Origin of the sequence: Pseudoclavibacter sp. Z016 (genome assembly GCF_002931215.1) — a bacterium.
GTDB lineage: Bacteria > Actinomycetota > Actinomycetes > Actinomycetales > Microbacteriaceae > Pseudoclavibacter.
In genome coordinates this window covers 104,732-127,657 of the sequence record NZ_PSTU01000010.1, presented here as the reverse complement: position 1 = coordinate 127,657, position 22,926 = coordinate 104,732, and the positions used below count along the sequence as shown (strand labels likewise).

Below are 22,926 nucleotides of genomic sequence, written 5' to 3'. Positions count from 1 at the left end.
CTTCGTCGATTCGTGGGTCGACCTCCGGGCGTTCAGCGGCCTTCGGCGGGCCCGACCAGTTCCGCGACGATAGCCGCCGAGAGGGTCACGAGCGGAAGTCCCCCGCCCGGGTGCGAGGAACCGCCAACGAGGTACAGCCCATCGACGGGCTGACGGTTAGCCGGCCGCAGGAAGGACGCCTTCGCGCCGTTCGACGCCGTCCCGTAGATCGAGCCTCCGGGAGAGAGCGTGTCGCGCTCGATGTCAGCCGGGGTGCGGATGCGCATCCACCTCACGTGCGGCCGCACGTCGAGGCCTCGTTCGGCCATGAGCTCCAGCAGCGACTCCGCGTAGCGGTCGGCGAGCCCCGGCTCGTCCCAGTCGACACCGTGCTCCGGGTCATGCCTTGGGGCATTGACGAGGACGAACCAGGCGCCGCTGTGCGGCCCCGGAACGGTCGCCGGATCCTGCGGCGCCGAGACGTAGATCGTGGGCCGCTCGACCGGCCTCGGCCCGGACCCCGCGTGCGCCCCGACGCCGAAGACCGCATCGAACTCGGCGTCGTAGTCCTCGGCGAAGAGCACCCTGTGGTGCGTCGCCTCGTCGTGCGCGAAGCTCGCACGCTCGAGGTCGTCGAGGGCGAGGAGCATGACGAAGCCCGAGAGCGAGGGGTCGAGCTTCTCGTGGCTCCTGGCGGCGCGCCTGGCCCCCTCGCTGTGCAGCAGCTCCCCGTAGACGGACTGGGCGTCGGCGTTCGCGACGACGACGTCCGCGGCGAGACGCTCCCCCTCGCTCGTCTCGACCCCGGAGACCCTGGCGCCTTCCTGGAGGATGCGGGCGACCCTGACCCCGGTGCGAATGCGCGCCCCGCACTCCACGGCACGTTCGGCGATGGCCTCCCCGAGCCGCCAGAGGCCACCTGGCACGTACCAGGAGCCGTAGGCCTGCTCGGCATACGGCACCGTCGCGAGCGCAGACGGCGCCCGCCTCGGGTCCGACCCCGTGTACGTCGCGTAGCGATCCAGGAGTGCGCGCAGGCGAGGGTCCGAGAGGTCGCGCTCGCCGAACCCGCGCAAACTGCGCCACGGGGCCACCCGTGCGAGCGACAGCGGATTCACGGCGAGCGACGCGATCCCGGCCGCATCGATGGGCGATTCCAGGAAAGGACCCCTGGCGATGTCCCAGACGCGCTCCGAGCGCTCGAGGAAGCGCGCCCACTGCTGCCCGGTCCCCGCACCGAGCGCGGCGTCGAGCGCAGCGGGGATCTCCTCGATCCGTCCGGGCATGTCGAGCTCGCTGCCGTCGGCGAACCGGTACCGGCAGGCGACCTCGAGTCGGCGGAGCTCGACGACCGACTCGATCGACGCCCCCGTCTCCGCGAACAGCTCGGCGAAGACGTACGGCATGGTCACGAGCGACGGACCGGTGTCGAAGAGGAAGCCGTCATGCTCGAGGGTGCCGAGCTTGCCCCCGACCTTCTCGGCCTGCTCGAGCACCGTGACGTCGTGGCCCAGCGCGGAGAGGCGGGCTGCCACGGCGAGCCCGCCGACCCCCGCCCCGATCACCGCGACCGTGCTCATCGCGGGGAGTCCCCCGTGTGCGCCCCGGAAGCCACGAGGGAGCGCTCGGCTCTCCTCGCCCGCCAGTCGCGCAGCAGCACGGCGACAAGCGGGATCGCGATAGCACCCATGATCAGGCCGCCGACGAGAGCCACGCTCGGTCGCTCGAAGAACGTGAGGTTGCCGACGACGCACGTCGCGTACGTCCACAGGTAGACCGTGAAGGGTGCCGCGTCGCTCGGTGCGCCGTCGACCTTCTGCGAGCGAGCGGCGACGGCGTCGATGAGCCCGCAGATGATGAGCGAGACCAGGTACCAGCCGAGGAAGTTCGTGAGCGGGATGCCGTCGACGCCGGGGATCCCCGGGTCAGGGTGCTTCCAGCCCCAGTGCCCCGAATCGACCATCTGGGGGTCGAGGAAGACATCCCAGGCGGTGAGCGCCCACGCGGCCACGGCGACGCGCACGATACGCCGCAGCGCGCCAGGCGCCGTGCCGATGAGTCTCCGCGCGATGATGACCGCGGGGTAGGCGATCGTCACCCAGGCGAGGGGCACGATGAGCGGCACCTCGAAGAGCGAGAAGCCGAGCGACGGCGTGTAGATGTACTGTCCGAACGGGAAGCTCGTGGCCACACCGACGACTTCCGCGAAGAAGCCGATCGCGGCGGCGGCGAGCAGCACGGAGGCGAACCGCGGCCCGCGGGTCGCCCAGGCGTGGAGCACCCCGGTGGCGGCGAGCAGGGCGACGCTCGCGATGGTCAGCGGCACGGTGCCGCCGCCGGTGAAGGCGAACAGGCTCTGGACGAACATGCCTGCTGCGAGTGTCACCCACATGAGTCGTCGTGTGATGGCGGTCATCTTGAGTCCGTTCCTCTCGGTCGTGGCTCTGGATCTGCGTCGTCTGACGTTCTGGCGGATGGTGGCCCGCTCTTCGCGGAGGAGGTCATGCAGTCGTGGCCGACCAGCCCTCGACGGCATCGACCGCGAAACGCGCGAACAGCTCCTCGGCGAACCATCCGCCCGCTCGGCTGTCGGCCATGGCGGCTCTGTGCGATGGTGCACCGCTGATGAAGGCGCGAAGCGCCGGCTCGGACTCCCAGAGGGTGAAGGTGCCGAGGAGGCCTGCTGGCAGCTCGCCCATCCCGAACGCGAGACCGAGACCGCGCGACCTCGCGCGGAGGAGTTCGGCAGCGATGGGTGGCACGGTCCCCGTGAAGCGCGGCACCGACGAGGCCCGGATCCGCGCCCGCGTGATGACGGCCACCCGCTGCCCCTCCTCGGCCTCCGCGACGGCGGGCCCGAACGGCTCGCGACCTCCCCAGAGGCCGACCGAGCGAATGGCGCGCATCCGCACTCTGAGTCGCTCCCGCGAGCGTGCGTCCCACGCACCCACGAGGGCCCCTCGATCGAACGCGTCCGCAGCCTCGAGCGACTCCCAGGCGGCGACCAGCGCCCAATGCCCGAGGTCGGCGTCGCGCGAGGAGAAGCTCGTCGCCCGCGCCGTGCCCATGACACGCGCGAATCGCAGACCCTCCGGACGTCGACGGCCCAGGAGGTGCAGCGTGGTCTTCGCGGTCAGCGAGAGGCCGGCGCTCGCGCTGCCGGTTCCCCAGAGGTGGACGGTGGTGACCGTCACCGGCGGTCGACCTCGAGGGGGCCAGCGCTCCGGTCGCCCCGCACGTGCTTGAGCACCAGCTCGGCGCTGATCAGGCACATCGGGACGCCCACGCCGGGGTTGACGGTCGCGCCCGCGTAGTAGAGCCCCTTGACCTTCGGGGACGCGTTGCCGGCACGCAGCATGGCCGACTGGGCGAGCTCATGCGACGGGCCGAGGATGCCGCCACGCCAGGAGTTGTAGTCGTGCACGAAATCGGCGGGGCCGAGCGTCCGGCGAACCACGATGCGGCGCTCCAGGTCGGAGACTCCCGTCCATTCGGCGAGCTGGGAGATCGCGAGATCGGCGATCCGCTCGACCTCTGCATCTCCCGCCCCATCTGCTCCTCCCCCACCGATGCTCTCCTCGCCCTTGACCGGGATGAGCAGGAACAGGTTCTCGTGCCCTTCCGGCGCAACTGCCGAATCCGTGGCGCTCGGCTTGCAGACGTAGACGGAGACCGGGTCAGGCAGGGCGACGCCCTCGCCGAAGATGGCGTCGAAGTTCTCCCCCCACTCCTTCGTGAGCAGCAGCGAGTGGTGCGGCAGGGCGGGCAGCTCGCCCTCGACGCCGAGCATCACCAGCACGGCGCCCGGACCCGACGAGGTGCGCTTCCACACGCGCTCCGGGTAGCTGCGGTACCGCTCTGGCAGCAGCCGCGTCTCCGTGTGATGCAGGTCAGCGGCGGAGACGACGACCTCCACGTCCTCGAAGTGCCGCTGCCCGTCAGCGTCGCGCCAGTGCACGCCACGGCTCCAGCCATGCGCCACGGCGATGTCCGTGACCTCGGCCTCGAGCCGGAACTCGACGCCGGCGTCCACGGCGAGCCGGTGCAGCGCATCTACCACGGCGGTGAAGCCGCCCATGGGGTACTGCACGCCCTCGACGAGATCCATGCGACTCATGAGGTGATAGATCGCCGGAGCGCGGCGCGGGTCGGTTCCGAGGAACACCGCCTGGTAGGCGAGGATCTGCCTGAGCAGCGGATGCGTGAACGACTCCTCCACGAACTTCTCGAGCGGGACCGTGAGCCACGTCAGCAGCTCGGGGAGCTCGCGGCGAACGGGGGCGCCGAGCAGCGTGGCCGGGTTCTTGAACGTGTTGTAGAGGAACGATTCCTCCGCCATGTCCATGGCGCGTCTCGCGGTCTCGAGGTAGTCGTCGAAAGCGCCGAGCGCCTCGGGCTCGAGCTCAGCGACGAGTTCGCGCACGGCGTCCTGGCCGTAGGGGATGGAGAGGGGCTCGCTTGCGCCCCCCGCATGCTCCGGCTCGGGGAAGACGCGGTAGCCGGGGTCGAGCATGCGCAGATCCAGCTGCTCCTCGGTGCTCGTGCCGGCAAGCGCGAAGTAGTGGTCGAAGACGCTCGGCATCAGGTACCAGCTCGGGCCGGTATCGAAGCGGAAGCCGTCGACCTCGAGGAGGCCAGCACGGCCGCCGACCCTGTCGTTCTTCTCGAGCACCGTCACGACGAAGCCGTCCCGCGCGAGCAGGATCGATGTGGCGAGGCCGGCCATTCCGGCGCCGATGACTACTGCTCGGGTGCTCATGATCGTGTCTCCAGAAGGACTCGTGCTGCGATGCGCGCCTTCTCGGCGCCGGGAACTCTCACGCGTGTGGTGCGCAGCTGGTCTGCCGGCGTCTCCGCGATGCGGTCGGCGAGCGCAGCGAAGAGCGCGCTCGCGAGGGCCACGCCCCGTCGGCAATCCCTCGGAAGCAGCGGGATGCCCGCTTCCGCTGTCGCAAGATCGGCGCGGATGCGGTCGAGCCAGATGAGCTTGCGCCGCTCGTCGAGCGGCGCCGATTCCAGACCCTCCACCGGCAGGTAGTCCCTGCCGAGCCGGTCGGCGTCATCGCCCACGTCGCGGAGGAAGTTCACGTTCTGGAACGCGGCGCCGAGCGCGCAGGCCGCCGCGTCGATGCGCTCCCGCTGCTCCGGGGTGCGAGAGACACCGGTGAGGAATACCCGCACGCACATCAGCCCCACCACCTCCGCGGAACCGTAGACGTAGCGCCGCTGCTCCTCCACGTCGAGCGAGCGAGGTTCGAGATCCATGCGCATCGAAGCGAAGAAGGGCACGACCAGCTCGGCCCCGAACCCGCAGCGTCGCGCCGTCACCGCGAACGCGTGGACGACCAGATTCGTGCTGAAGCCTGACTCGATGGCCTCGAGCGTCTGCGCCTCGAGCCCGTCGAGCGCCGCGTGCTGCTGCTCGAGGGAGAGGCCGGCGAGCGCGCCGACACCGTCCACGATCTCGTCCGCCACGCGGACCAGCGCGTAGATGCTGCGCACCGGCTTGACCGTCCGGCGCCCGAGGAAGCGCGAGGCCGCCCCGAAGGAACTCGAGTAGGCGAAGATGACCTCGGCCGCGGACTTCTCCGCGGTGCGCGTGTACTGCTCGAGTGGCGACATCATGACGTTCGCCTCTCCAACAGCATCAGCAGACGCTCCAGCATCTCGGCCAGGTTCCGCTCCCCCTCGCGGCCCGACGCGCCCACGGCCCTCGCGGCGGCTCGTGCCCTCGAGAACTGGGCCGCGAGCTCCTGCTCGACAGCGGCGCGCGAGCCCGACGCGTCGATGAGGTCGCGCGCCTTCGCGCCATCCGCCTCGCTGAGCATCGGGTCGCCGAGCAGCGACTCGAGCTCACCCCAGACCGGGGTCCCGCAGGCCAGGGCGATGAGCGCCGTGAACTTGCCCTCCCGGATATCCGAGTACGGCGCCTTCCCGAGCTTGTGCTGGTCCCCGAAGACACCGAACAGATCGTCCTGGAGCTGGAAGGCGAGCCCGGCGGCGTCCGAGAACTGGGCGATGAGACGCGCATCCACCGAACTTTCGGCACCCGCCGCGATCAGACCGAGCTCGAGCGGCAGCAGCACGGTGTACGCGGAGGTCTTGTTCGAGCTCATCGACAGGACCTCGGCCAATGCCGGATGGTCACTTCGAACCGACAGGCTCACGTCGCTGAACTCACCGGCAACCGAGACCGCGAGGGCACGCTCGATGGCATCGAGCACGCGCAGACGAACGGCGTGGGGCTGATCGATGCGCGCAACCCTCAGGTGCGCTTCGGAGAGCAGGAGGTCGCCGACCAGGATCGCGGCGGCCTGCCCCAGGCGGTTGCCGCGCTCGTCGTCGAACTCCGGTCCTCCCACGATCTCCTCGACGCTGCCGAGGAGATTCAGCTCCCCCCTGCGCATGGTGTCGTTGTCGATCACGTCGTCGTGGGTCAGGAACGCGAGGTGGAGCAGCTCGGTCGCGGTCGCCAGTTCCATGACCGACTCAGGCACCTCTGCTGCGCCCGTGTAGGACAGGTAGGCCTGCATGACCAGCGCGGGGCGGAAGAGCTTCCCCCCTTCGGCGCTGCGCGCCGTGATGCGCCACAGCGTCGCGAGGCCCTCGTCGATCGCGCCCGCGGCAGCGACTCGTCCGGCCAGGAACTCCTCGATTCGCCTTCTCACCTCGAGCAGCTGCTGCGCTGCGAGGTCGAAGTCCGAACCCTGGCCACGGGGGCTCGCCAGAGGCTCACGGATCACTCGGCACCACTCCCTTTAGCTCGGTTGGCTAGCAATAAGAGTATCTAATTACTTCTGCTCGAGCGTACAGGCAAGCCTTCCCCGAGTTGCCGCGCCGGGTCAATCCCCTCAGCGCCTCCACCACGAGCGCTTAGAATCTCGCTGCCGCTTCTCCGCGTCGCTCGAAGCAGCAGTGCTGGCCCGCGCGAACGAGATGCCGAGCGAGTCGACCTCTGTGCGGAACGCCTCGCTCCCCTGCAGCAGCTCGCTGGCTCGGCGGGACAGATCCGCGAGCTCCTCGCGGCCAGCGTCACCACCGACGTGGAGCACCACACGCAGCTCGGGCCCAGCCAGGCGAGCCTCCGGATCGCCGGGCACGAGATCCATGCCAAGCACCTCGTCGAGCTCTGCCATCATCCTCGACAGCTCAGCCGTGACAACCGGGTTCACCCACGGGGCCGCCCAGCCCTGCTCCTGCGCGATCGCCCACACGGCCGGACGGCGGACGACGAACTCCGTCTCGCTCGTCGGATCAACCACGATGAGGTCGCTGCCCTCGGCAGCCGCCGAGATGGCCGCCCGCTGCATGAGCGCAGGCACCGGCCGAGCCTTGGGATTCCAGACCCTCATCGCCTCCGCCGAGGTGAACACGGGCAGGACGGTGCGACCGTCTGGGCCGGCGACCGTCACGATGGAGAGATCAGCGCTCTTGTCGACGGTCACACCCTGCGTGTTGACATCGGCTTCGCCCAGCTTCGCCACGAGCGGGATCAGCACGCGAGCCTGACGCAATGCGTCGACCACCGCGTCGGGACCCACCTCCCGAGCCCGGAAGCGCCGGATCGCCGCGACGAACTGCGCCGGCGCCGTGCCGTCGTCGTCGCGGAACGGGTTGTCGCCGAAGCTCCGCCCAGACCAGCTCTGGCCAGCAGAGTCGGCCTTGCTGGGCTGGAAATGCTCTGGCAGCGACGGCATGGGTCAGACCTCTCGAGTCAGGATGCGACGTCGAGCGCTTCGACGAGCGTGAAGGCCCCCGAGTAGAGCGCCTTGCCGATGATCGCGCCCTCGAGGCCCTGCGGCACGAGGCCACGCAGCGCCGCGATGTCGTCGAGACTCGAAACGCCGCCAGAGGCGACGACGGGACGGTCGGTCCGGTCGAGGATGTCGCTGAGGAGCTGGAGGTTCGGGCCCTGGAGGGTGCCGTCCTTCGTCACGTCGGTCACGACGTAACGTGCGCAACCGGCCTCCTCGAGCCGTTCGAGTACCGACCAGAGGTCACCAGCATCGCGCGTCCAGCCGCGAGCCGCGAGCGTGGTGCCACGCACGTCGAGGCCGACGGCGATGAGCTCGCCGTAGCGAGCGATGACGTTCGCCGCCCACTCCGGATTCTCGAGCGCGGCGGTGCCGAGGTTGATGCGGCGCGCACCGGCGTCCACCGCACGCTCGAGGGACTCGTCGTCACGGATCCCGCCGGACAGCTCCACATTGACGTGCTTGGCCGCCCGGATGACGCGCTTGATGAGACTGCGGTTCTCCCCGCGCCCGAAGGCCGCGTCGAGGTCCACGAGGTGGATCCACTCCGCACCCTGCTCGATCCAGTCCTCCGCCGCATCCACAGGATCGCCGTAGTTCGTGGCGGAGTCGGCCTCGCCCTGAACCAGACGAACCGCCTTGCCGCCGGCGAGGTCGATTGCGGGGAAGAGCACGAGCTCCGGTGACGTGTTGAATTCGCTCACGCGCGTAGGTTCCTTGTTCTCGTTCTGAGGCGCCGGGGCATCGACGCCGAAAGGGGATGCCCTGGCAGTCCGGGCAATAGCGTATCGGCAGGCGGCGGTGCAGCGCGCCGATGCAGCAGCACTAGGCGCGCTTCGGCAGCGTCTCGATCCAGTTCCGAAGCAGGCGCACGCCAGCTTCGCCGGATTTCTCCGGGTGGAACTGCGTCGCCGACAACGGGCCGTTCTCGACTGCGGCGATGAAGCGCTCGCCGTGCTCGGCATGGGTCACGAGCACCGGGCGGGCCTTCGGATGCGGGTCGAGCGGGAGCTCATGCGCCGCGTACGAGTGCACGAAGTAGAAGCGCTCGCGAGAGATGCCAGCGAAGAGCTTCGAGTCGGCCGGCGGGTCGACGAGGTTCCATCCCATGTGCGGAAGGACCTCGGCCCGCAGCTCGGTCACCTCTCCCGGCCATTCGCCCAGGCCTTCGGCTCGCCTGCCACCCTCGATGCCGCCGTCGAAGAAGATCTGCATGCCGACGCAGATACCGAGCACGGGGCGTCCCCCTGCAAGGCGCCGGCCGACGATCTCCCCGATGCGCTGACGGTTGATGGCCTCCATGACGTGAGCGAAGCTCCCGACACCTGGCACGACGTAGCCGTCGGCATCGTAGGCGGCAGCGCGGTCGGCCGTCAGCTCGACCTCAGCACCAGCCGCTTCGAGCGCCTTCACGGCCGAATGAACGTTGCCCGAGCCGTAGTCGGCGACGACCACCCGCGGACGTGCGACTGGAGTCACAGCGCGCCCTTGGTCGAAGGAATGCCCACGACCTCCGGGTCGAGTCGCTTGGCCGCGCGGAACGCACGGGCGAACGCCTTGAACTCCGCTTCGGCGATGTGGTGCGGGTCGCGCCCGCGGATGACCTCGACGTGCACCGTCAGGCCTGCGTGGAACGTGATCGCCTCGAAGACGTGACGCACCATCGCGCCCGTGAAGTGCCCGCCGATGAGGTGGTAGACGAAGGCTTCCGGTTCGCCGGTGTGCACCAGGAACGGACGCCCCGAGATGTCGACGACGGCTTCGGCGAGCGACTCATCGAGCGGCACCCTCGCATCGCCGTACCGAGCGATACCCGACTTGTCGCCGAGGGCCTGGCGGATCGCCTGACCGAGCACGATCGCCGTGTCCTCGACCGTGTGGTGCACGTCGATCTCCGTGTCACCCGTCGCACGGACCGTGAGATCGGTCAGCGAGTGCTTCGCGAAGGCATTCAGCATGTGGTCATAGAACGGAACCGACGTCTGGATGTCGGCGATGCCGGTCCCGTCGAGGTTCAGGCTCAGCTCGATCGAGGACTCGCTCGTCGCGCGTGAGACGGTCGCGGTGCGTGGCGTCGTGGTCATCGCTCCAGCCTAGGCCTTCCCTGCATCGGTGATCTCGGCGAGTGCGGCCAGGAACGCGCTCGTCTCCGCGCGCGTCCCGGCGGTCACCCGAAGCGCGTTCGGGATGCCGACATCCCGCACCAGGATGTCGCGGTCGAGGAGCTGCTGGAACGTAGCCGCGGGATCCGCGACGTCGCCGAACAGCACGAAGTTCGCGCCAGACTCCCAAGGCGTGTAGCCAAGACGGGGCAGCTCCACCAGCAGGCGGTCGCGCTGCTCGCGGATGGCGTCGACCTGCTGGAGCATGATCTCCGAGCACTCGAGCGCTGCGGTCGCGGCGGCCTGGGTGATCGCGGAGAGGTGGTACGGCAGCCGAACGAGTCGGACGGCGTCGACGACGGCCTCGTGAGCCGCGAAGTACCCGACGCGGGCGCCAGCGAAGGCGAACGCCTTGCTCATGGTCCTCGAGACCACGAGCCGCTCGCGACCCGGGAGAAGGGAGAGCGCGGTCTCCCGACCATCAGGGAGGAACTCGGCGTAGGCCTCATCGACGATCAGGATGCCGTCGGTCGCGTCGTACGCAGCCGCGATCACGTCGAGATCGGTGACGGTGCCCGTGGGGTTGTTCGGCGTGCAGATGATGGTGATGTCGGGGCGCTCTCGACGAAGTGCCTCCGTGACGAGGTCCGCGGTCAGCGCGAAGCCGTCAGCGCGTGACACCGGAATCCATTCGGACCCAACCCCTCTGGCGAGAAGGGGGTACATCGAGTAGCTGGGTGTGAAGCTGAGCACGCTGCGCCCGGGGCCACCGAAGACCTGCAGCAGCTGCTGCATGATCTCGTTCGAGCCGTTGGCGGCCCACACCTGTTCGGGACCGATGCCCCGGCCCAGGTAGACGCTCAGCTGCTCGCGCAACTTCGTGAACTCGCGGTCCGGGTAGCGATTGAGTCCGGGGAGCTCGCGGGCGATCGCCTCGATGATTCGCCTGGCCACGACCTCCGGCACGGGGTGCGGATTCTCGTTGACGTTGATGGCAACGCGCACCGGCTGCTGCGGCGCTCCGTAGGGGGTGAGTCCGCGGAGGTCGTCACGGATGGGCAGGTCTTCGAACGAGGTCACCGCACAAGCCTACGACGCGGTCTGCGCCTGGAATGGGCTGTGGACTCAGTCGAGTGGGAGGGCGAGGCGCTGCCCGGCCTGAACCGTGCCGTTCTCAAGAGCGTTGAGCTTGGAGATCTCGACGATGACGTCGCGGATATCGGAATCGCCCGCGACCTCCTCGGCGATGCCCCAGAGCGTGTCGCCAGCGCCGACGGTGACGTACTCGAACTCGACGCCTGCGGCGTCGCTCGAGGCCGCCGCGGAGTTCATGTGCGTGGCCCCGAGGGCGATGGCTGCGGCGACGGGCAGCGCAGCGATGGCGAGCAGGACACGACGGCCTCGGACGGTGAGGCGGAGTGGTGCAACGGCAGTGGTGTTCATGATTCCTCCTGATTCGTCCACATCTTCGAGTGGTCGAATGTATGTACTGAATATAGCTACGAACAAAGTGCCAAGTCAAGGCTTCCAGTTCGAATCTCTCGAACTTTCATCCACAACACTCGAAGAAATGTTTCGTACCTGCGTGCACCCTCGGTAGGGTTGGCGCTATCAGGCAGTGCATCACCTGCCACCGACATTCCGTGTCGGAGAGCGGACGGAGACGACATGGCCAAGAAGCCAGCGAGCGACATCTACAGAAAACTGACCGAGAAGCAGGAGCGCATCCTGACCTGCATCATGGAGTCGGTGCGCACGCGCGGGTACCCGCCGAGCATGCGCGAGATCGGCGACGAAGTCGGCCTCGTCTCCTTGTCGAGCGTCACCCACCAGCTCGGCCAGCTGGAGAAGTTCGGCTACATCAAGCGCAATCCGGGCATGCCCCGCGCCCTCGAGGTGCTGGTGCACTTCGACCACACCGACGATGGCGATTCCAACGAGACGGCTGAGGCCGCGTTCGTCCCGGTGGTCGGCAGGATCGCAGCCGGCATCCCGATCACGGCGGAGCAGCAGGTCGAAGACGTCTTCGCGCTCCCCCGTCAGATCGTCGGCAAGGGAGAGCTCTTCCTGCTGCGTGTCGTTGGCGAGTCGATGATCGATGCTGCCATCTGCGACGGCGACTGGGTCGTCGTGCGGTCACAGCGCAACGCGGAGAACGGCGACATCGTCGCCGCGATGCTCGACGGAGAAGCCACGGTCAAGACCTTCCGCAAGCGTGACGGCCACATCTGGCTGCTCCCCCGCAACAGCGACTTCGAGCCCATCCTCGGCGATGAGTCCGAGATCCTCGGCAAGGTCGTCGCTGTCCTCCGCTCCATCTGAGAGCAGCCGGAAGCACCGGCGCCTGCACACGTCAGCAGATGCAGAAGAGCGGCGAGCCCGATGGGCTCGCCGCTCTTCTGCATGCCTCCCTCAGGAGGACTGAGGCGTATGCGTCAGCCTGCGACCGCGAACGCCTCGAACAGTCCGAGCTGGTCGGGGTGGACCCGGGCCTTGAGCCGCGTGCCGCTCTCCACGTGCTCGAGCTCGAGCACGGCACCTCGCTCGTGCAGGTAGGAGACGAGATCGCCGCGCTCGAAGGGCACAAGGACCTCGATGGTCACCTCGGGGGTTGGCAGGAGCTCGGCGATGCGCCCGAGCAGCAGGTCGATGCCCTCACCCGTGTGCGCGGAGACGAAGAGGCCGTCGGGGGCGAGCCCCTGGAGCTCGAGGCGTCGATCGCTATCGACCAGGTCGGCCTTCGTGAAGACCACGATCTCGGGAACATCGTGGGCTTCGACCTCTCCGATGACGTCTCGCACCGTGGCGAGCTGCGCGGCGGGATCCGGGTGGGAGGCATCGACGGCATGCACGATGACATCGGCAGCCTGCAGCTCCTCGAGCGTCGAGCGGAAGGCTTCGACCAGCTGGTGGGGCAGGTTACGCACGAAGCCGACCGTGTCGGCAATCGTGTAGGGGCGGCCGTCTTCCGTCGCCGCCTTGCGCACCGTCGCGTCGAGGGTCGCGAAGAGAACGTTCTCGACCAGGACGCCCGCATGCGTGATGCGGTTGAGGAGGCTCGACTTGCCGGCGTTCGTGTACCCCACGATCGCGACGGCCGGAACCTGGTTGCGCTGTCGGGTCGCGCGCTTCACGTCACGCGAATCCTTCATGTCGGCGATCTGGTGGCGAAGCTTGGCCATCTTCGTGCGGATGCGCCGACGGTCGAGCTCGATCTTGGTCTCTCCAGGGCCTCGTGACCCCATGCCGGCACCGCCGGAGCCGACCTGGCCACCGGCCTGCCGGGACATCGACTCGCCCCATCCGCGAAGGCGCGGGAGCATGTACTCCATCTGCGCCAGCTCGACCTGCGCCTTGCCCTCGCGGCTCTTGGCGTGCTGGGAGAAGATGTCGAGGATCACCGCGGTGCGGTCGATGACCTTCACCTTGATCTCGTCTTCGAGCGCGCGACGCTGGCTGGGCGCGAGCTCGGTGTCGGCGACCACCGTGTCGGCTTCGAGCGCCGCGACGATCTCCTTGAGCTCAGCGACCTTGCCTCGGCCGAGGTACGTGGCGGGGTCGGGGTTCGGCCGACGCTGCAGCACGCCGTCGAGGACGACGGCTCCCGCAGTCTCGGCGAGTGCGGCCAGCTCCTGCATCGAGTTCTCGGCCTCCTCGAGGGAGTTCCTGCGGTAGACGCCGACGAGCACGACCCGCTCGAGGCGCACCTTGCGGTACTCGACCTCGGTGACGTCCTCGAGTTCCGTTCGCAGGCTCTCGACTCGTCGCAGCGACTGCCTGGCTTCTCGTTCGAGCTGGTCGCCGTCGGCCTCGCCGTCATAGCTCGTGCTGGCGCCGTCCTGCAGCGCCTGCGCTCTGCCGGAGGAGAACAGGGTCATCGTGGCGCCCGGTTCCTTCGCGGCTCGGAGGATTCGGTCGATCGCGTCGTTGCTCTCGCCTGGAGGAGTCTCAGAATCTCGCATATTCGTACTATTCTACGCCGGTGCTAGCGTCTAGGGGTGACCGCTCAGCATTACTTCTCAGCAACCCCGGACGGGCCTCTCGAGCGGCGACGCGTCGTCGCCAACCTCCGGGGCCGAACGGTGACCGTCATCACGGCAGGCGGTACCTTCAGCCCTGAGCACGTGGACCGCGGCACCCAGGCGCTCCTGCACGCAGCACCCCCGCCGCCCTCGACCGGAACCGCGCTGGACCTCGGGTGCGGCTGGGGACCGATCGCGCTCGCACTCGCACTCGAGTCGCCCGAACTGGACGTGCGGGCCGTCGACGTCAACGAACGGGCGCTGCTGCTCACCGGTGAGAACGCGCAGGCCCTCGGACTCGACAACATCACGCCGACGCGCCCCGAGGATGTCCCCGAGGACACGACCTTCGACCTCATCTGGTCGAACCCGCCCATCCGAATCGGCAAAGAGGCCCTGCACGAGCTGCTCTCCGCGTGGCTGCCGCGCCTCAGCGCCGAAGGAGAAGCCTGGCTCGTCGTCGCCAAGAAGCTCGGCGGCGACTCACTGCAGTCCTGGATCGCGGCGCAGTTCGGACCAGAGCTGTCCGTCGAGCGGCACTCGACGGACGCGGGCTTCAGAGTGCTGCGGGTGAGGCGTGTTCGCTAGCGAGCTCGTCCTCGATACTGCCAGTGAAGGCGATCTCGGCCGGCCCCGCCAGGAAGACATGCTCGACGCCGTCGACAGCTCCGACCGTCACCTGCAGCACGCCACCCGGCACACCGACCGACCAGGCATCCGGCGCGCCAGCGCCCGCCCAGTAGCGAACCGCCAGTGCTGACGCGACGGCCCCGGTGCCGCAGGAGAGGGTCTCGCCGACGCCCCGCTCGTGCACGCGCATCCGGATGTGCCCGACGCCGTCCTGCACGAGCTGGTCGTGCGGGACGACGAACTCGACGTTGGCTCCCAGCTCAGGGGCTGGATCGATGAGCGGTGCATGGAAGAGCTCGAGCCGCTCGAGCTCTTCCTCGCTCGAGAGCGCGACGACGACGTGAGGGTTTCCGACGTCGATCCCGAGCCCCGGGCGTGAGACGCCGATGTGCGGGACGGTGACGAGCGGCTCGCCACCTTCGAGGCGCCACGGCCCCATGTCGACCTTGAAGCCCGTGCCGTCTCGCTCGACGACTCGCAGACCGGCACGCGTGCCGATCTCCAGCCGCTCACCCGCCTCAAGGGTCACCAGCCCTGTTTCCGTGAGGAAGCGCGCGAACGCGCGCACCCCGTTGCCGCACATCTCCGCGATCGATCCGTCGCCGTTGCGGTAGTCCATGAACCATTCGGCCAGGGGGTGGGCTGCCTGCAGCTCGCGCCCTTCAGCGAGGTTCTGCGAGCGAACCGCTCGGATGAGACCGTCCGCGCCGACACCGAAATTGCGATCGCACAGCCGCGCCACGCGCTGAGGCCCGAGGTCCAGCTCCCCGTCCGGGTCGGAGACGAGGACGAAGTCGTTGCCGGTGGCCTGCGCCTTGGTGAACGCGAGTTGTGTCATGGGGCCAATGCTACGGAACTCTCGATCCCCGTGTGCGCCGTGCGTGGTCTCCCGGTCAGAGTCCGGCGGCCTGGAGGATGCGCTGCGCCGCGAACCCCTCCCCGCTCTGGGCGCGGACCGCGCTCTCGTAGCGTCGGAACCAGGAGACCTGGCGCCTGGCGTACTTCCGGGTCAAGAGCTGCGCCTCCGCGATCGCCTCGGCACGGCTCATCTCGCCCCGAAGCTCCGCGAGTGCCTGCTGGTACCCGATCGCGCGCTTGGCGGTGCCGCCCTGCTCCAGCCCGGCCTCGGCAAGCGCCTGCGTCTCCTCCAGCAGCCCCGACTCCCACATGCGCTCGACGCGGGCGTCGAGCCTGGGGGTGAGCACCTCCCGGTGCTCTTCGACGACGGCGAACGTCACGTCCCGCCATCTGGCTTCCTGGTCAGGCAGCTGAGCGCTGAACGGCTCCCCCGTGACCTCGATCACCTCGAGCGCCCGTACGAGGCGCCGTCCGTTGCGCGCGTCGATGGTGGCCGCGGCCTGGGGGTCGAGTGCACGGAGCCGCGCGAAGAGCGGACCGGGACCCTCGAGCTGCAGCTCCGCCTCGAGTTCGGCTCGCACGGCGGGGTCGGTCCCTGGAAAGCGCAGATCGAAGCAGACGGCCGCGATGTAGAGCCCCGAGCCCCCGACGAGGATGGGCACATCTCCCTCGGCCTCGATCTCCTCGATCAGCCCTCGAGCCCGCTCTTGATACCAGGCGACACTCGCGTCTTCCGTGACATCGAGCACGTCGAGCAGGTGATGCGGCACCCCCTCACGGTCTTCGGGGGCGAGCTTGGCGGTTCCGACATCCATGCCCCGATAGAGCTGCATGGCGTCGGCGTTGATGACCTGAGCTCCGCGCCCGGAGGCGCGCAGGCGGGCGGCGATGTCCAGCGACAGCTGCGACTTCCCCGTGCCGGTTGCTCCCCCGATGGCGATGAACACGCTCAGCCGCGCCGGATCGTCGGGAGTCCGAGCGAGACGCGAGCAGGTGCCCCGGCCGGCGCGGGGACTGCGCAGCTCTCGGCAAGCGAGCGGTCCCAGGCGTCCCCCGCTCTCGTGCGACGGACGTCGAGGCGGCTCGATGTGGCATCTGCGACGAGGTGGAACGATGCCGCTCCCGTGATCTCAGCGGTGACGACATCACCGGGTCGTGGACGTTCTGCGCCGTCTGGGAGCGAGAAGTGCACAAGCCGGTTGTCCTCCGAGCGTCCCGACATGCGGTGTGTCTCGTCGTCCTTCTTGCCTTCTGCTGCGCTGACCAGGATGCGCTGGACGCTGCCGATCAGCTTCTCGTTCTCTTCCCGGCTGATGCGATCCTGCAGCTTCATGAGTCGCTCGTAGCGCTCCTGCACGACTGCCTTCGGCACCTGATCGGGCATCGTCGCGGCCGGGGTTCCTGGCCGGATGGAGTACTGGAAGGTGAATGCGCTCGCGAATCTGGACGCCTCGACGACACGCATCGTCTCTGCGAAGTCTTCCTCGGTCTCGCCGGGGAAGCCGACGATGATGTCCGTCGTTATCGCGGCGTGAGGCATCTGCTCGCGGACGCTGTCGAGGATGCCGAGGAACTTGGCGCTCCGATAGGAGCGCCTCATGGCCTTCAAGATGCGGTCGGAGCCCGATTGCAGCGGCATGTGCAGCTGGGGCATCACGTTGGGCGTCTCGGCCATGGCATCGATGACGTCCTGCGTGAAGGCCGCCGGGTGCGGGCTGGTGAAGCGCACCCGCTCGAGCCCATCGATGTTGCCAGCGGCACGGAGGAGCTTGCTGAACGCCTGCCGGTCGCCGAACTCGACTCCGTACGAGTTGACGTTCTGCCCGAGGAGGGTGACTTCGATGGCGCCATCGTCGACGAGCGCCTGGATCTCGTTCAGGACATCGCCTGGCCTGCGGTCCTTCTCCTTGCCCCGCAGAGATGGGACGATGCAGAACGTGCAGGTGTTGTTGCAGCCGACGGAGATCGAGACCCACCCCGAGTAGGTCGAGTCACGCTTCGTCGGAAGTGTGGAGGGGAACACGTCGAGGGACTCGAGGATCTCGAGCTGTGCTTCCTCGTTGTGCCGGGCTCGCTCGAGGAGACTCGGGAGCGCACCCATGTTGTGCGTGCCGAACACGACGTCGACCCATGGGGCCTTCTCGAGGATCGTCCCGCGGTCCTTCTGCGCGAGGCATCCGCCGACGGCGATCTGCATGCCCTCGTGCTCGCGCTTGATCGCGGCGAGCTGGCCGAGGTTGCCGTAGAGCCGGTTGTCGGCGTTCTCTCGAACCGCACAGGTGTTGATGACGACGATGTCCGGGTCGGCTCCGTCGGCTTCGACGTAGCCTGCCGCACGAAGGGATCCGGACATGCGCTCGGAGTCGTGCACGTTCATCTGGCAGCCCAGAGTGCGCACTTCGTAGCTCCGCGGAGTACCGTCCGGCTTGAGTGCTGCCGGGGATGATGCGATGGGTGTGGCTGTCTCGCTCATGATCCGTCAATTCTACGTTCGCTTCACGCCTGGCCATTCCCACCGCTACGCTGACGGGATGCGAGCCATGACCTCAGATGACGGCGTCACGCCGGCGACTTCTCTTGCTCTTCAGCGAGGTCTGCTGCAGACCGATGCCGGCCCAGTGGAGGCTCATGGTGCGCGGGTCGCTGCGATCTCGGCCCCGAGCGGGGCTCTGTACGTAGGTCCCGCTGGCGGTGAGAACGGTGTCGATGGCCTGGTCCTCCGGACGAGCGGCGGCCCGCTGGCTGCGACGACGACGGTGGTGTCGGATGCGTCTGGGGCCTCGCGAGTGGAAGCACTCACGGTCTCGACGAACGACGAGCCCGAGCGCTGGCGCGATGCGCCCCGCGAGGAGGCGTACTGGCATTCGCTGCCTGGCGAGCTGCAGGGCGAGGTACCGGTGGTCGAGCCCCGTCACGGTCTGCTGATCGTGTGCGACGCGGGGCTGCGCGACCAGTACCGGCAGAGTGATTTCGCGTGGGATCGCTGGGTCGACGAGGTTGTGGCCCCCGCCGCAGCCGCGAGCTCGGAAGCGGCGGTTGCTGTGGCGTTCGCTGGTCGAAGTGAGGTGCTCCTGGCCCTGTCGTCCGTCTCGTTCCCGTCGGGTGCCGCGGTTTTCGCCGGGTTCGATGCTGGCCTGCAGATCGCTGCAGTGCATCTTGCGCCGGTTGCCGAGCATGAGCAGGAGGCTGCGATCGTTCTGGTGCGGCGAGCGCGCGCCTCGTTGCGTGACGGAGACCCGGCAGGGGCGACGGCTCAGGCTATGGCGGCGATCTCTGCGCTCGAAGCGGAACGTGATCTGCGCGCCGCTGGCCGAGTCGGATTCGTGCTCGCGGAGGCCCATGACCGTGCCGGTGCCCCGGCTGCCGCTCGCCGAGCCCTCGAGGAGGCGCTTGTCCGCCTCGAGGTGACGCGCGACGCCGAGGGCCAGCGAGTGGCGCTGGCGCTACTCGACGGGCGTGGCGCCGAAGAACACGCCGGCTGAACCGCTCGAAGACCTGCCTGACCTCGGTCCGCCCTGCACGACTTCGCGTGCCGCGTTGAAGGCAACACCAGCGGAATAGCCGCGTCGTGACAGGAAACCGGCGATGCGCCGGATCGCGACGTCGGGCTCCAGGCCCTTGACACGTCGAAGCCGGTCGGCGGCGAGGTCGCGAGCCCGTTCGAGCTCGTCGTCACGGTCGACTTCGGCGAGGGCCTCCGTCATGGCCTCGGCCGAGATGAAGCGCTCTCGGAGCGCGCGCTCGACTCCCTGGATGCCGGAGTGCTTCTTGTCTCGCGCCTTGTGAACAAGCAGCTCGGCGAGCCGCAGGTCGTCGAGGTAGCCGAGTTCCGTGCACCGTTCGATGACCTGTTCGATCTCGTCGTCGTCGAGGCGAAGGGACTCTTCGAACTCGGCGGCTTCCTCGGTGCCGTCCTCCGGAGCATGCGCACCCTTGGGATCTTCACCACGCCAAGCCCGGAGGAGGCGTCGCGCCTCCTCCGTGGACCGGTCGCTGCGAGCAAGGGCCCGCACGAGCGTCTCCTGCGCCTCCGCGGTGAGCCGCTCTCGAGCTTCCGAGTCCATCCCAGCGGGCACGACGGCCGTGAAAGCCTGTGTATCGCCTTGCCCGCCAGGGATGGAAACGAGTCTTGGAGCGCTCTCCGCTGCGGTGTGAACGCCCGACGCCGGGGCCTCAGGCGCCGAGGGGCGTGTTTCAGCCGGAGCTTCAGCGGCAGCGGGGGCGGGTTTGCGCCCCTCCGGTGACGCCCCGAAGAGGGGCGTCACCGGAGCGAGGTCGTCGGTCATGCGCCGCGCCGCTGAGCGACCTTCGCGTCGGCGACGGGCGCCAGTGGTGCCTCGACTGCCTCGGCAGGAGCCTCGGCAGACTGCCCGACGCCGAGCTTCGCCAGGATCTTGCGTTCGATCTCCTCAGCGATCTCGGGGTGCTGGATGAGGAAGTTGCGGGCGTTCTCCTTGCCCTGGCCGAGCTGGTCACCCTCGTAGGTGTACCAAGCGCCGGACTTGCGCACCAGGCCGTGCTCGACACCGAAGTCGATGAGCGAGCCCTCGCGAGAGATTCCGACGCCGTAGAGGATGTCGAACTCCGCCTGCTTGAAGGGCGGCGCCATCTTGTTCTTGACGACCTTGACTCGCGTGCGGTTTCCGACGGCTTCCGTGCCGTCCTTGAGGGTCTCGATACGACGGATATCGAGGCGGACGGAGGCGTAGAACTTCAGCGCCTTGCCACCGGCGGTCGTCTCGGGGCTGCCGAAGAAGACACCGATCTTCTCGCGCAGCTGGTTGATGAAGATGGCTGTGGTCTTGGTCTGGCTGAGACCACCCGTCAGCTTGCGGAGCGCCTGGGACATGAGGCGTGCCTGCAGGCCGACGTGGCTGTCGCCCATCTCGCCCTCGATCTCGGCCTTCGGCACGAGTGCTGCGACGGAGTCGATGACGACCAGGTCGACCGAGCCCGAGCGGATCAGCATGTCGGTGATCTCGAGCGCCTGCTCTCCGGTGTCTGGCTGAGCGACGAGGAGGGCGTCGATGTCGACACCGAGCTTCTTCGCGTACTCGGGGTCGAGGGCGTGCTCGGCGTCGATGAACGCCGCGATACCGCCCGCTCGCTGGGCGTTCGCGATGGCGTGCAGCGTGAGGGTCGTCTTACCCGAGGACTCGGGACCGTAGATCTCGACGATACGTCCGCGAGGGAGTCCGCCGATGCCGAGGGCGACGTCGAGCGCGACGGAGCCGGTCGGGATGGTCTCAACGGGTGCGCGCTCGTCGCTTCCGAGGCGCATGACCGACCCCTTGCCGAACTGGCGGTCGATCTGAGCGAGTGCGGCGTCAAGCGCCTTTTCGCGGTCTGCTGGGTTTGGCATGGTGGTGATCCTCTCGGGATGTGGCGGTCGCCTCTCGGCTGTCGCGCGCTGATGGAGAGCGCTGACGACAAGGCGGATCGGGTTCCTTGGCTACTCGAGTTTCACGGTAGAGGCGACCACCGACATTCGGTGATCGAGACCCTGCAACTGTGGACAAGTCTCCGAGGAGTCCGACAGGAACACCCTACGCGCTTAGAACACGACTTCGAACATTCCGCAGGCGTGTCGGATCCGACACGGAGTCGCGCGGGCCGGAGATCAGCCTCGACGGTCGGGATCTATCGTGCCGACTCCGTGGCGCCTACCCTCGGGAACACCGGTGTCGATGCAGAGCGCGAGCCAGATCGCACGCGGCTCGACGCCATCGTCGAGGGCCTGCTTCGCGGTGCGATCGCCAAGGGCCCCCAACACGAGGTCTCTCATCAGCGAGCGCCCGTAGGCCTCGCCGAACTCATCGACCACGGCCCTGTCGAACTCGCTCTTGCGCATCCCTCAAGCGTACGCCGACGGCGCCGCAGCAGATGCTGCGACGCCGTTGGACGTACCTTCGAAGCCGTCCCGCTAACGAGTGACGAGCGGCTTGCGCATGCCGAGCAGGAGGTCGTCCGGAACCGTGTCCGGGATGCTCGTCTCAAAGCGCTCATGAACGGCCAGACGGTCGCCCACTTCGCGGTAGATGGTTGAGAGGGGGGTCTCGAGGGCTTCGGCCACCGAAGCGAGGATCTCGCTCGAGGCTTCCTTCTGCCCGCGCTCGACCTCACTCAGGTACCCGAGTGCAACCGAGGCGCGACCCGCGACCTGCCGGAGCGTGTGCCCCTTGCGCAGGCGCACATCGCGCAGGACTTCACCGATCTCTTGACGCGCTAGGACCATAGCGGGGTCCTCCTTACTGCCGTGTGCCAAGAACTGTAACTTACGAGACTTCGTGGAGACTTCGTCACGCTGAGAACAACCAAGCAAACCCCGATGGTATTCCTGAAAGAAAGCCGAATGTTGAGGCGATCCGACTCAACCTTCGTGTGGCTCCGACCACGATACCTCGTCAGTGTTCCACGAGCATTTCGAGCACGTTGTGAACAGCCGCCTCGACCGTCGCCCCACGCACGCGCTGCCGACTGCCCTCGGGGTCGTCGAGTCGAACGAGCGAGGAGAAGTCCAGGTCGATCACCCGATCGCCGAAGAGCGAGGAGATGCCCACGAAGACGATGCCGGGCGCTCGCCCGGCCTGCGCCTGCGGACCGGCGACCCCCGTCGTCGACAGCCCGATGTCGAGGCGATCGGCGCGACCCGCTGCGAGCGCTGTCCGAGCGCCGAGCGCCATCGCCGCAGCGACGTCAGGATCGACCGGGCCCCGCTCCGCGAGCAGGTCCTCGTCGACTCCGAGCAGCGAGTGCTTGAGCTCTGTGCGATAGGCGACGATTCCGCCCGCCAGCGACGCCGAGATCCCAGGGATCTTCACGAGTTCGGCGACGAGCGCCCCGCCGGTCAGGGACTCCGCGACGCCGATGCTGAGGCCGGCCTCGAGGAGGACACGCCCCAACTCGACCGTCTGTGGGAGTGCTGGTGTGATTCCGCCGGTCATCGCAGGGTGCTCCCATCATCGGCCCGCAGTTCGGGCGCCTTCTTCTTCTGTGGCCGGTAGGCCTCCCACAGGTAATCGAGACCAGACCACACCGTGAGGATGAACGCCGCGGACATGAGGATCCCGTTGACCCAGTGCACCCAATCCCCGAACACGACCCAGAGCGGGAGCAGGGCGAGCGAGATAGCGATGGCCTGGACCAGGGTCTTGAGCTTCCCGCCGCGTCCGGCCGGGAGCACGCGCTTCTTGGCGACGGCGAGACGCCAGAAGGTGATGCCGAGCTCGCGGACGAGGATGATGATCGTCACCCACCACGGCAGCTCTCCGAGTACCGACAGCATGACGAGTGCCGTGCCGGTGAGCGCCTTGTCTGCGATGGGGTCGAGCAGCTTGCCGAGGTCCGTGATGAGGTTCCTGCTGCGCGCGATGTGCCCGTCGAGGCTGTCGGTGGCGATCGCGACGATGAAGAGCACCGCGGCCGCCCAGCGCCAAGGGCCGTCGCTCGATTCGTCGAGGAGGAGGAACCAGACGAAGACCGGCACGAGCAGGATGCGCGCGATGGTGATGAGGTTCGGCACGCACCAGTTGCTCACCGGTCCATCGCCCCCGCGGAGTATTCGGCCGGTCATCGTTGTGC

Annotated in this window: 25 protein-coding genes; 3 read left to right on the top strand and 22 right to left on the bottom strand. The window is 68.2% G+C overall.

Translation table 11 applies throughout. The features are described 5' to 3' along the window. Positions 1–32: 32 nt before the first annotated feature. The 12 genes from C5B99_RS06065 to C5B99_RS06010 form a co-directional block, all read right to left on the bottom strand. Positions 33–1,559: an NAD(P)/FAD-dependent oxidoreductase gene (locus C5B99_RS06065; protein ID WP_104240889.1), complete on the bottom strand. Its 1,527-nt coding sequence runs from the start codon at positions 1,557–1,559 to the stop codon at positions 33–35. Beyond that, positions 1,556–2,395 carry a carotenoid biosynthesis protein gene (locus tag C5B99_RS06060; protein WP_104240888.1) on the bottom strand — a complete coding sequence of 280 codons (840 nt, stop codon included), beginning with the start codon at positions 2,393–2,395 and terminating at the stop codon, positions 1,556–1,558. Before C5B99_RS06060 ends, C5B99_RS06065 begins: the two co-directional genes overlap by 4 nt. A gap of 85 nt (positions 2,396–2,480) precedes the next feature. Beyond that, positions 2,481–3,173 (bottom strand): monooxygenase, encoded by a 693-nt coding sequence (locus tag C5B99_RS06055; protein WP_104240887.1) that lies wholly within the window; start codon positions 3,171–3,173, stop codon positions 2,481–2,483. Then, entirely contained in the window at positions 3,170–4,738 is a 1,569-nt protein-coding gene (crtI, locus tag C5B99_RS06050) for a phytoene desaturase family protein (RefSeq protein ID WP_104240886.1), read from the bottom strand. Before crtI ends, C5B99_RS06055 begins: the two co-directional genes overlap by 4 nt. Beyond that, positions 4,735–5,604, bottom strand: coding sequence for a squalene/phytoene synthase family protein (locus tag C5B99_RS06045; RefSeq protein ID WP_104240885.1), 870 nt, complete (start codon positions 5,602–5,604; stop codon positions 4,735–4,737). Before C5B99_RS06045 ends, crtI begins: the two co-directional genes overlap by 4 nt. Continuing rightward, a complete protein-coding gene (locus C5B99_RS06040) occupies positions 5,601–6,722 on the bottom strand; it encodes a polyprenyl synthetase family protein (protein WP_104240884.1) in 1,122 nt (373 codons plus the stop codon). The genes C5B99_RS06045 and C5B99_RS06040 overlap by 4 nt, the downstream gene beginning before the upstream one ends. A 108-nt stretch (positions 6,723–6,830) precedes the next feature. Next, positions 6,831–7,676: an SseB family protein gene (locus tag C5B99_RS06035; RefSeq protein ID WP_104240883.1), complete on the bottom strand. Its 846-nt coding sequence runs from the start codon at positions 7,674–7,676 to the stop codon at positions 6,831–6,833. A gap of 17 nt (positions 7,677–7,693) precedes the next feature. Then, positions 7,694–8,437 carry a bifunctional 1-(5-phosphoribosyl)-5-((5-phosphoribosylamino)methylideneamino)imidazole-4-carboxamide isomerase/phosphoribosylanthranilate isomerase PriA gene (gene priA, locus C5B99_RS06030; protein ID WP_104240882.1) on the bottom strand — a complete coding sequence of 248 codons (744 nt, stop codon included), beginning with the start codon at positions 8,435–8,437 and terminating at the stop codon, positions 7,694–7,696. Between the two features lie 121 nt (positions 8,438–8,558). Then, positions 8,559–9,212, bottom strand: coding sequence for an imidazole glycerol phosphate synthase subunit HisH (gene hisH / locus C5B99_RS06025; RefSeq protein WP_104240881.1), 654 nt, complete (start codon positions 9,210–9,212; stop codon positions 8,559–8,561). Further along, entirely contained in the window at positions 9,209–9,817 is a 609-nt protein-coding gene (hisB, locus tag C5B99_RS06020; RefSeq protein WP_104240880.1) for an imidazoleglycerol-phosphate dehydratase HisB, read from the bottom strand. Before hisB ends, hisH begins: the two co-directional genes overlap by 4 nt. Before the next feature lie 9 nt (positions 9,818–9,826). After that, on the bottom strand, positions 9,827–10,915 hold the full coding sequence (locus C5B99_RS06015) for a histidinol-phosphate transaminase (RefSeq protein ID WP_104240879.1): 1,089 nt from the start codon (positions 10,913–10,915) through the stop codon (positions 9,827–9,829). 45 nt (positions 10,916–10,960) lie between these two features. Next, positions 10,961–11,278 (bottom strand): LysM peptidoglycan-binding domain-containing protein, encoded by a 318-nt coding sequence (locus C5B99_RS06010; RefSeq protein WP_104240878.1) that lies wholly within the window; start codon positions 11,276–11,278, stop codon positions 10,961–10,963. 225 nt (positions 11,279–11,503) lie between these two features. Between C5B99_RS06010 and lexA the strand changes: the two genes are divergently transcribed. Further along, positions 11,504–12,157 (top strand): transcriptional repressor LexA, encoded by a 654-nt coding sequence (gene lexA / locus C5B99_RS06005; RefSeq protein WP_104240877.1) that lies wholly within the window; start codon positions 11,504–11,506, stop codon positions 12,155–12,157. Between the two features lie 113 nt (positions 12,158–12,270). Here the strand turns inward: lexA and hflX are convergent, their stop codons facing one another. Continuing rightward, positions 12,271–13,797 carry a GTPase HflX gene (gene hflX, locus C5B99_RS06000; RefSeq protein WP_104240876.1) on the bottom strand — a complete coding sequence of 509 codons (1,527 nt, stop codon included), beginning with the start codon at positions 13,795–13,797 and terminating at the stop codon, positions 12,271–12,273. Positions 13,798–13,833: 36 nt separating this feature from the next. Here hflX and C5B99_RS05995 point away from each other — a divergent pair, with 36 nt between their 5' ends. Continuing rightward, positions 13,834–14,445, top strand: a complete 612-nt coding sequence (locus C5B99_RS05995; protein ID WP_104240875.1) for a class I SAM-dependent methyltransferase — start codon at positions 13,834–13,836, stop codon at positions 14,443–14,445. Here C5B99_RS05995 and dapF read toward each other — a convergent pair. Genes dapF through miaB form a run of 3 tightly spaced genes read right to left on the bottom strand, consistent with a single transcriptional unit; the run spans position 14,414 to position 17,818 of the window. Further along, positions 14,414–15,325, bottom strand: a complete 912-nt coding sequence (gene dapF, locus C5B99_RS05990) for a diaminopimelate epimerase (protein WP_104240874.1) — start codon at positions 15,323–15,325, stop codon at positions 14,414–14,416. The genes C5B99_RS05995 and dapF overlap by 32 nt on opposite strands. 55 nt (positions 15,326–15,380) lie before the next feature. Beyond that, positions 15,381–16,298 (bottom strand): tRNA (adenosine(37)-N6)-dimethylallyltransferase MiaA, encoded by a 918-nt coding sequence (miaA, locus tag C5B99_RS05985; RefSeq protein WP_104240873.1) that lies wholly within the window; start codon positions 16,296–16,298, stop codon positions 15,381–15,383. Continuing rightward, on the bottom strand, positions 16,295–17,818 hold the full coding sequence (miaB, locus tag C5B99_RS05980) for a tRNA (N6-isopentenyl adenosine(37)-C2)-methylthiotransferase MiaB (RefSeq protein ID WP_104240872.1): 1,524 nt from the start codon (positions 17,816–17,818) through the stop codon (positions 16,295–16,297). The genes miaA and miaB overlap by 4 nt, the downstream gene beginning before the upstream one ends. Positions 17,819–17,885: 67 nt before the next feature. Here miaB and C5B99_RS05975 point away from each other — a divergent pair, with 67 nt between their 5' ends. Then, complete coding sequence (locus C5B99_RS05975; protein WP_146080541.1) at positions 17,886–18,827, top strand: hypothetical protein; 942 nt, start codon at positions 17,886–17,888, stop codon at positions 18,825–18,827. Here C5B99_RS05975 and C5B99_RS05970 read toward each other — a convergent pair. The 6 genes from C5B99_RS05970 to pgsA all read right to left on the bottom strand — a co-directional run bounded on the left by C5B99_RS05970 (position 18,789) and on the right by pgsA (position 22,918). Further along, positions 18,789–19,409 carry a regulatory protein RecX gene (locus tag C5B99_RS05970; RefSeq protein ID WP_181059691.1) on the bottom strand — a complete coding sequence of 207 codons (621 nt, stop codon included), beginning with the start codon at positions 19,407–19,409 and terminating at the stop codon, positions 18,789–18,791. The two genes, C5B99_RS05975 and C5B99_RS05970, sit on opposite strands and share 39 nt — an antisense overlap. 218 nt (positions 19,410–19,627) lie before the next feature. After that, entirely contained in the window at positions 19,628–20,707 is a 1,080-nt protein-coding gene (recA, locus tag C5B99_RS05965; protein ID WP_104240869.1) for a recombinase RecA, read from the bottom strand. A gap of 258 nt (positions 20,708–20,965) precedes the next feature. Next, complete coding sequence (locus C5B99_RS05960; protein ID WP_104240868.1) at positions 20,966–21,196, bottom strand: DUF3046 domain-containing protein; 231 nt, start codon at positions 21,194–21,196, stop codon at positions 20,966–20,968. 72 nt (positions 21,197–21,268) lie between these two features. Beyond that, positions 21,269–21,580, bottom strand: coding sequence for a helix-turn-helix domain-containing protein (locus C5B99_RS05955; RefSeq protein ID WP_104240867.1), 312 nt, complete (start codon positions 21,578–21,580; stop codon positions 21,269–21,271). A 169-nt stretch (positions 21,581–21,749) separates the two neighbouring features. Next, on the bottom strand, positions 21,750–22,289 hold the full coding sequence (locus C5B99_RS05950; protein WP_104240866.1) for a CinA family protein: 540 nt from the start codon (positions 22,287–22,289) through the stop codon (positions 21,750–21,752). Beyond that, entirely contained in the window at positions 22,286–22,918 is a 633-nt protein-coding gene (gene pgsA, locus C5B99_RS05945) for a CDP-diacylglycerol--glycerol-3-phosphate 3-phosphatidyltransferase (protein ID WP_104240865.1), read from the bottom strand. Before pgsA ends, C5B99_RS05950 begins: the two co-directional genes overlap by 4 nt. Between the last annotated feature and the right edge of the window lie 8 nt (positions 22,919–22,926).

Bases quoted from the DNA above. Each gene is read 5' to 3' on its own strand.
- C5B99_RS06065 (WP_104240889.1), bottom strand. From the start codon at position 1,559: ATGAGCACGGTCGCGGTGATCGGGGCGGGGGTCGGCGGGCTCGCCGTG.
- C5B99_RS06060 (WP_104240888.1), bottom strand. From the start codon at position 2,395: ATGACCGCCATCACACGACGACTCATGTGGGTGACACTCGCAGCAGGC.
- crtI (WP_104240886.1), bottom strand. From the start codon at position 4,738: ATGAGCACCCGAGCAGTAGTCATCGGCGCCGGAATGGCCGGCCTCGCC.
- C5B99_RS06045 (WP_104240885.1), bottom strand. From the start codon at position 5,604: ATGATGTCGCCACTCGAGCAGTACACGCGCACCGCGGAGAAGTCCGCG.
- C5B99_RS06035 (WP_104240883.1), bottom strand. From the start codon at position 7,676: ATGCCGTCGCTGCCAGAGCATTTCCAGCCCAGCAAGGCCGACTCTGCT.
- hisB (WP_104240880.1), bottom strand. From the start codon at position 9,817: ATGACCACGACGCCACGCACCGCGACCGTCTCACGCGCGACGAGCGAG.
- C5B99_RS06010 (WP_104240878.1), bottom strand. From the start codon at position 11,278: ATGAACACCACTGCCGTTGCACCACTCCGCCTCACCGTCCGAGGCCGT.
- lexA (WP_104240877.1), top strand. From the start codon at position 11,504: ATGGCCAAGAAGCCAGCGAGCGACATCTACAGAAAACTGACCGAGAAG.
- hflX (WP_104240876.1), bottom strand. From the start codon at position 13,797: ATGCGAGATTCTGAGACTCCTCCAGGCGAGAGCAACGACGCGATCGAC.
- dapF (WP_104240874.1), bottom strand. From the start codon at position 15,325: ATGACACAACTCGCGTTCACCAAGGCGCAGGCCACCGGCAACGACTTC.
- miaB (WP_104240872.1), bottom strand. From the start codon at position 17,818: ATGAGCGAGACAGCCACACCCATCGCATCATCCCCGGCAGCACTCAAG.
- C5B99_RS05975 (WP_146080541.1), top strand. From the start codon at position 17,886: ATGACCTCAGATGACGGCGTCACGCCGGCGACTTCTCTTGCTCTTCAG.
- C5B99_RS05970 (WP_181059691.1), bottom strand. From the start codon at position 19,409: ATGGACTCGGAAGCTCGAGAGCGGCTCACCGCGGAGGCGCAGGAGACG.
- recA (WP_104240869.1), bottom strand. From the start codon at position 20,707: ATGCCAAACCCAGCAGACCGCGAAAAGGCGCTTGACGCCGCACTCGCT.
- C5B99_RS05960 (WP_104240868.1), bottom strand. From the start codon at position 21,196: ATGCGCAAGAGCGAGTTCGACAGGGCCGTGGTCGATGAGTTCGGCGAG.
- C5B99_RS05955 (WP_104240867.1), bottom strand. From the start codon at position 21,580: ATGGTCCTAGCGCGTCAAGAGATCGGTGAAGTCCTGCGCGATGTGCGC.
- C5B99_RS05950 (WP_104240866.1), bottom strand. From the start codon at position 22,289: ATGACCGGCGGAATCACACCAGCACTCCCACAGACGGTCGAGTTGGGG.
- pgsA (WP_104240865.1), bottom strand. From the start codon at position 22,918: ATGACCGGCCGAATACTCCGCGGGGGCGATGGACCGGTGAGCAACTGG.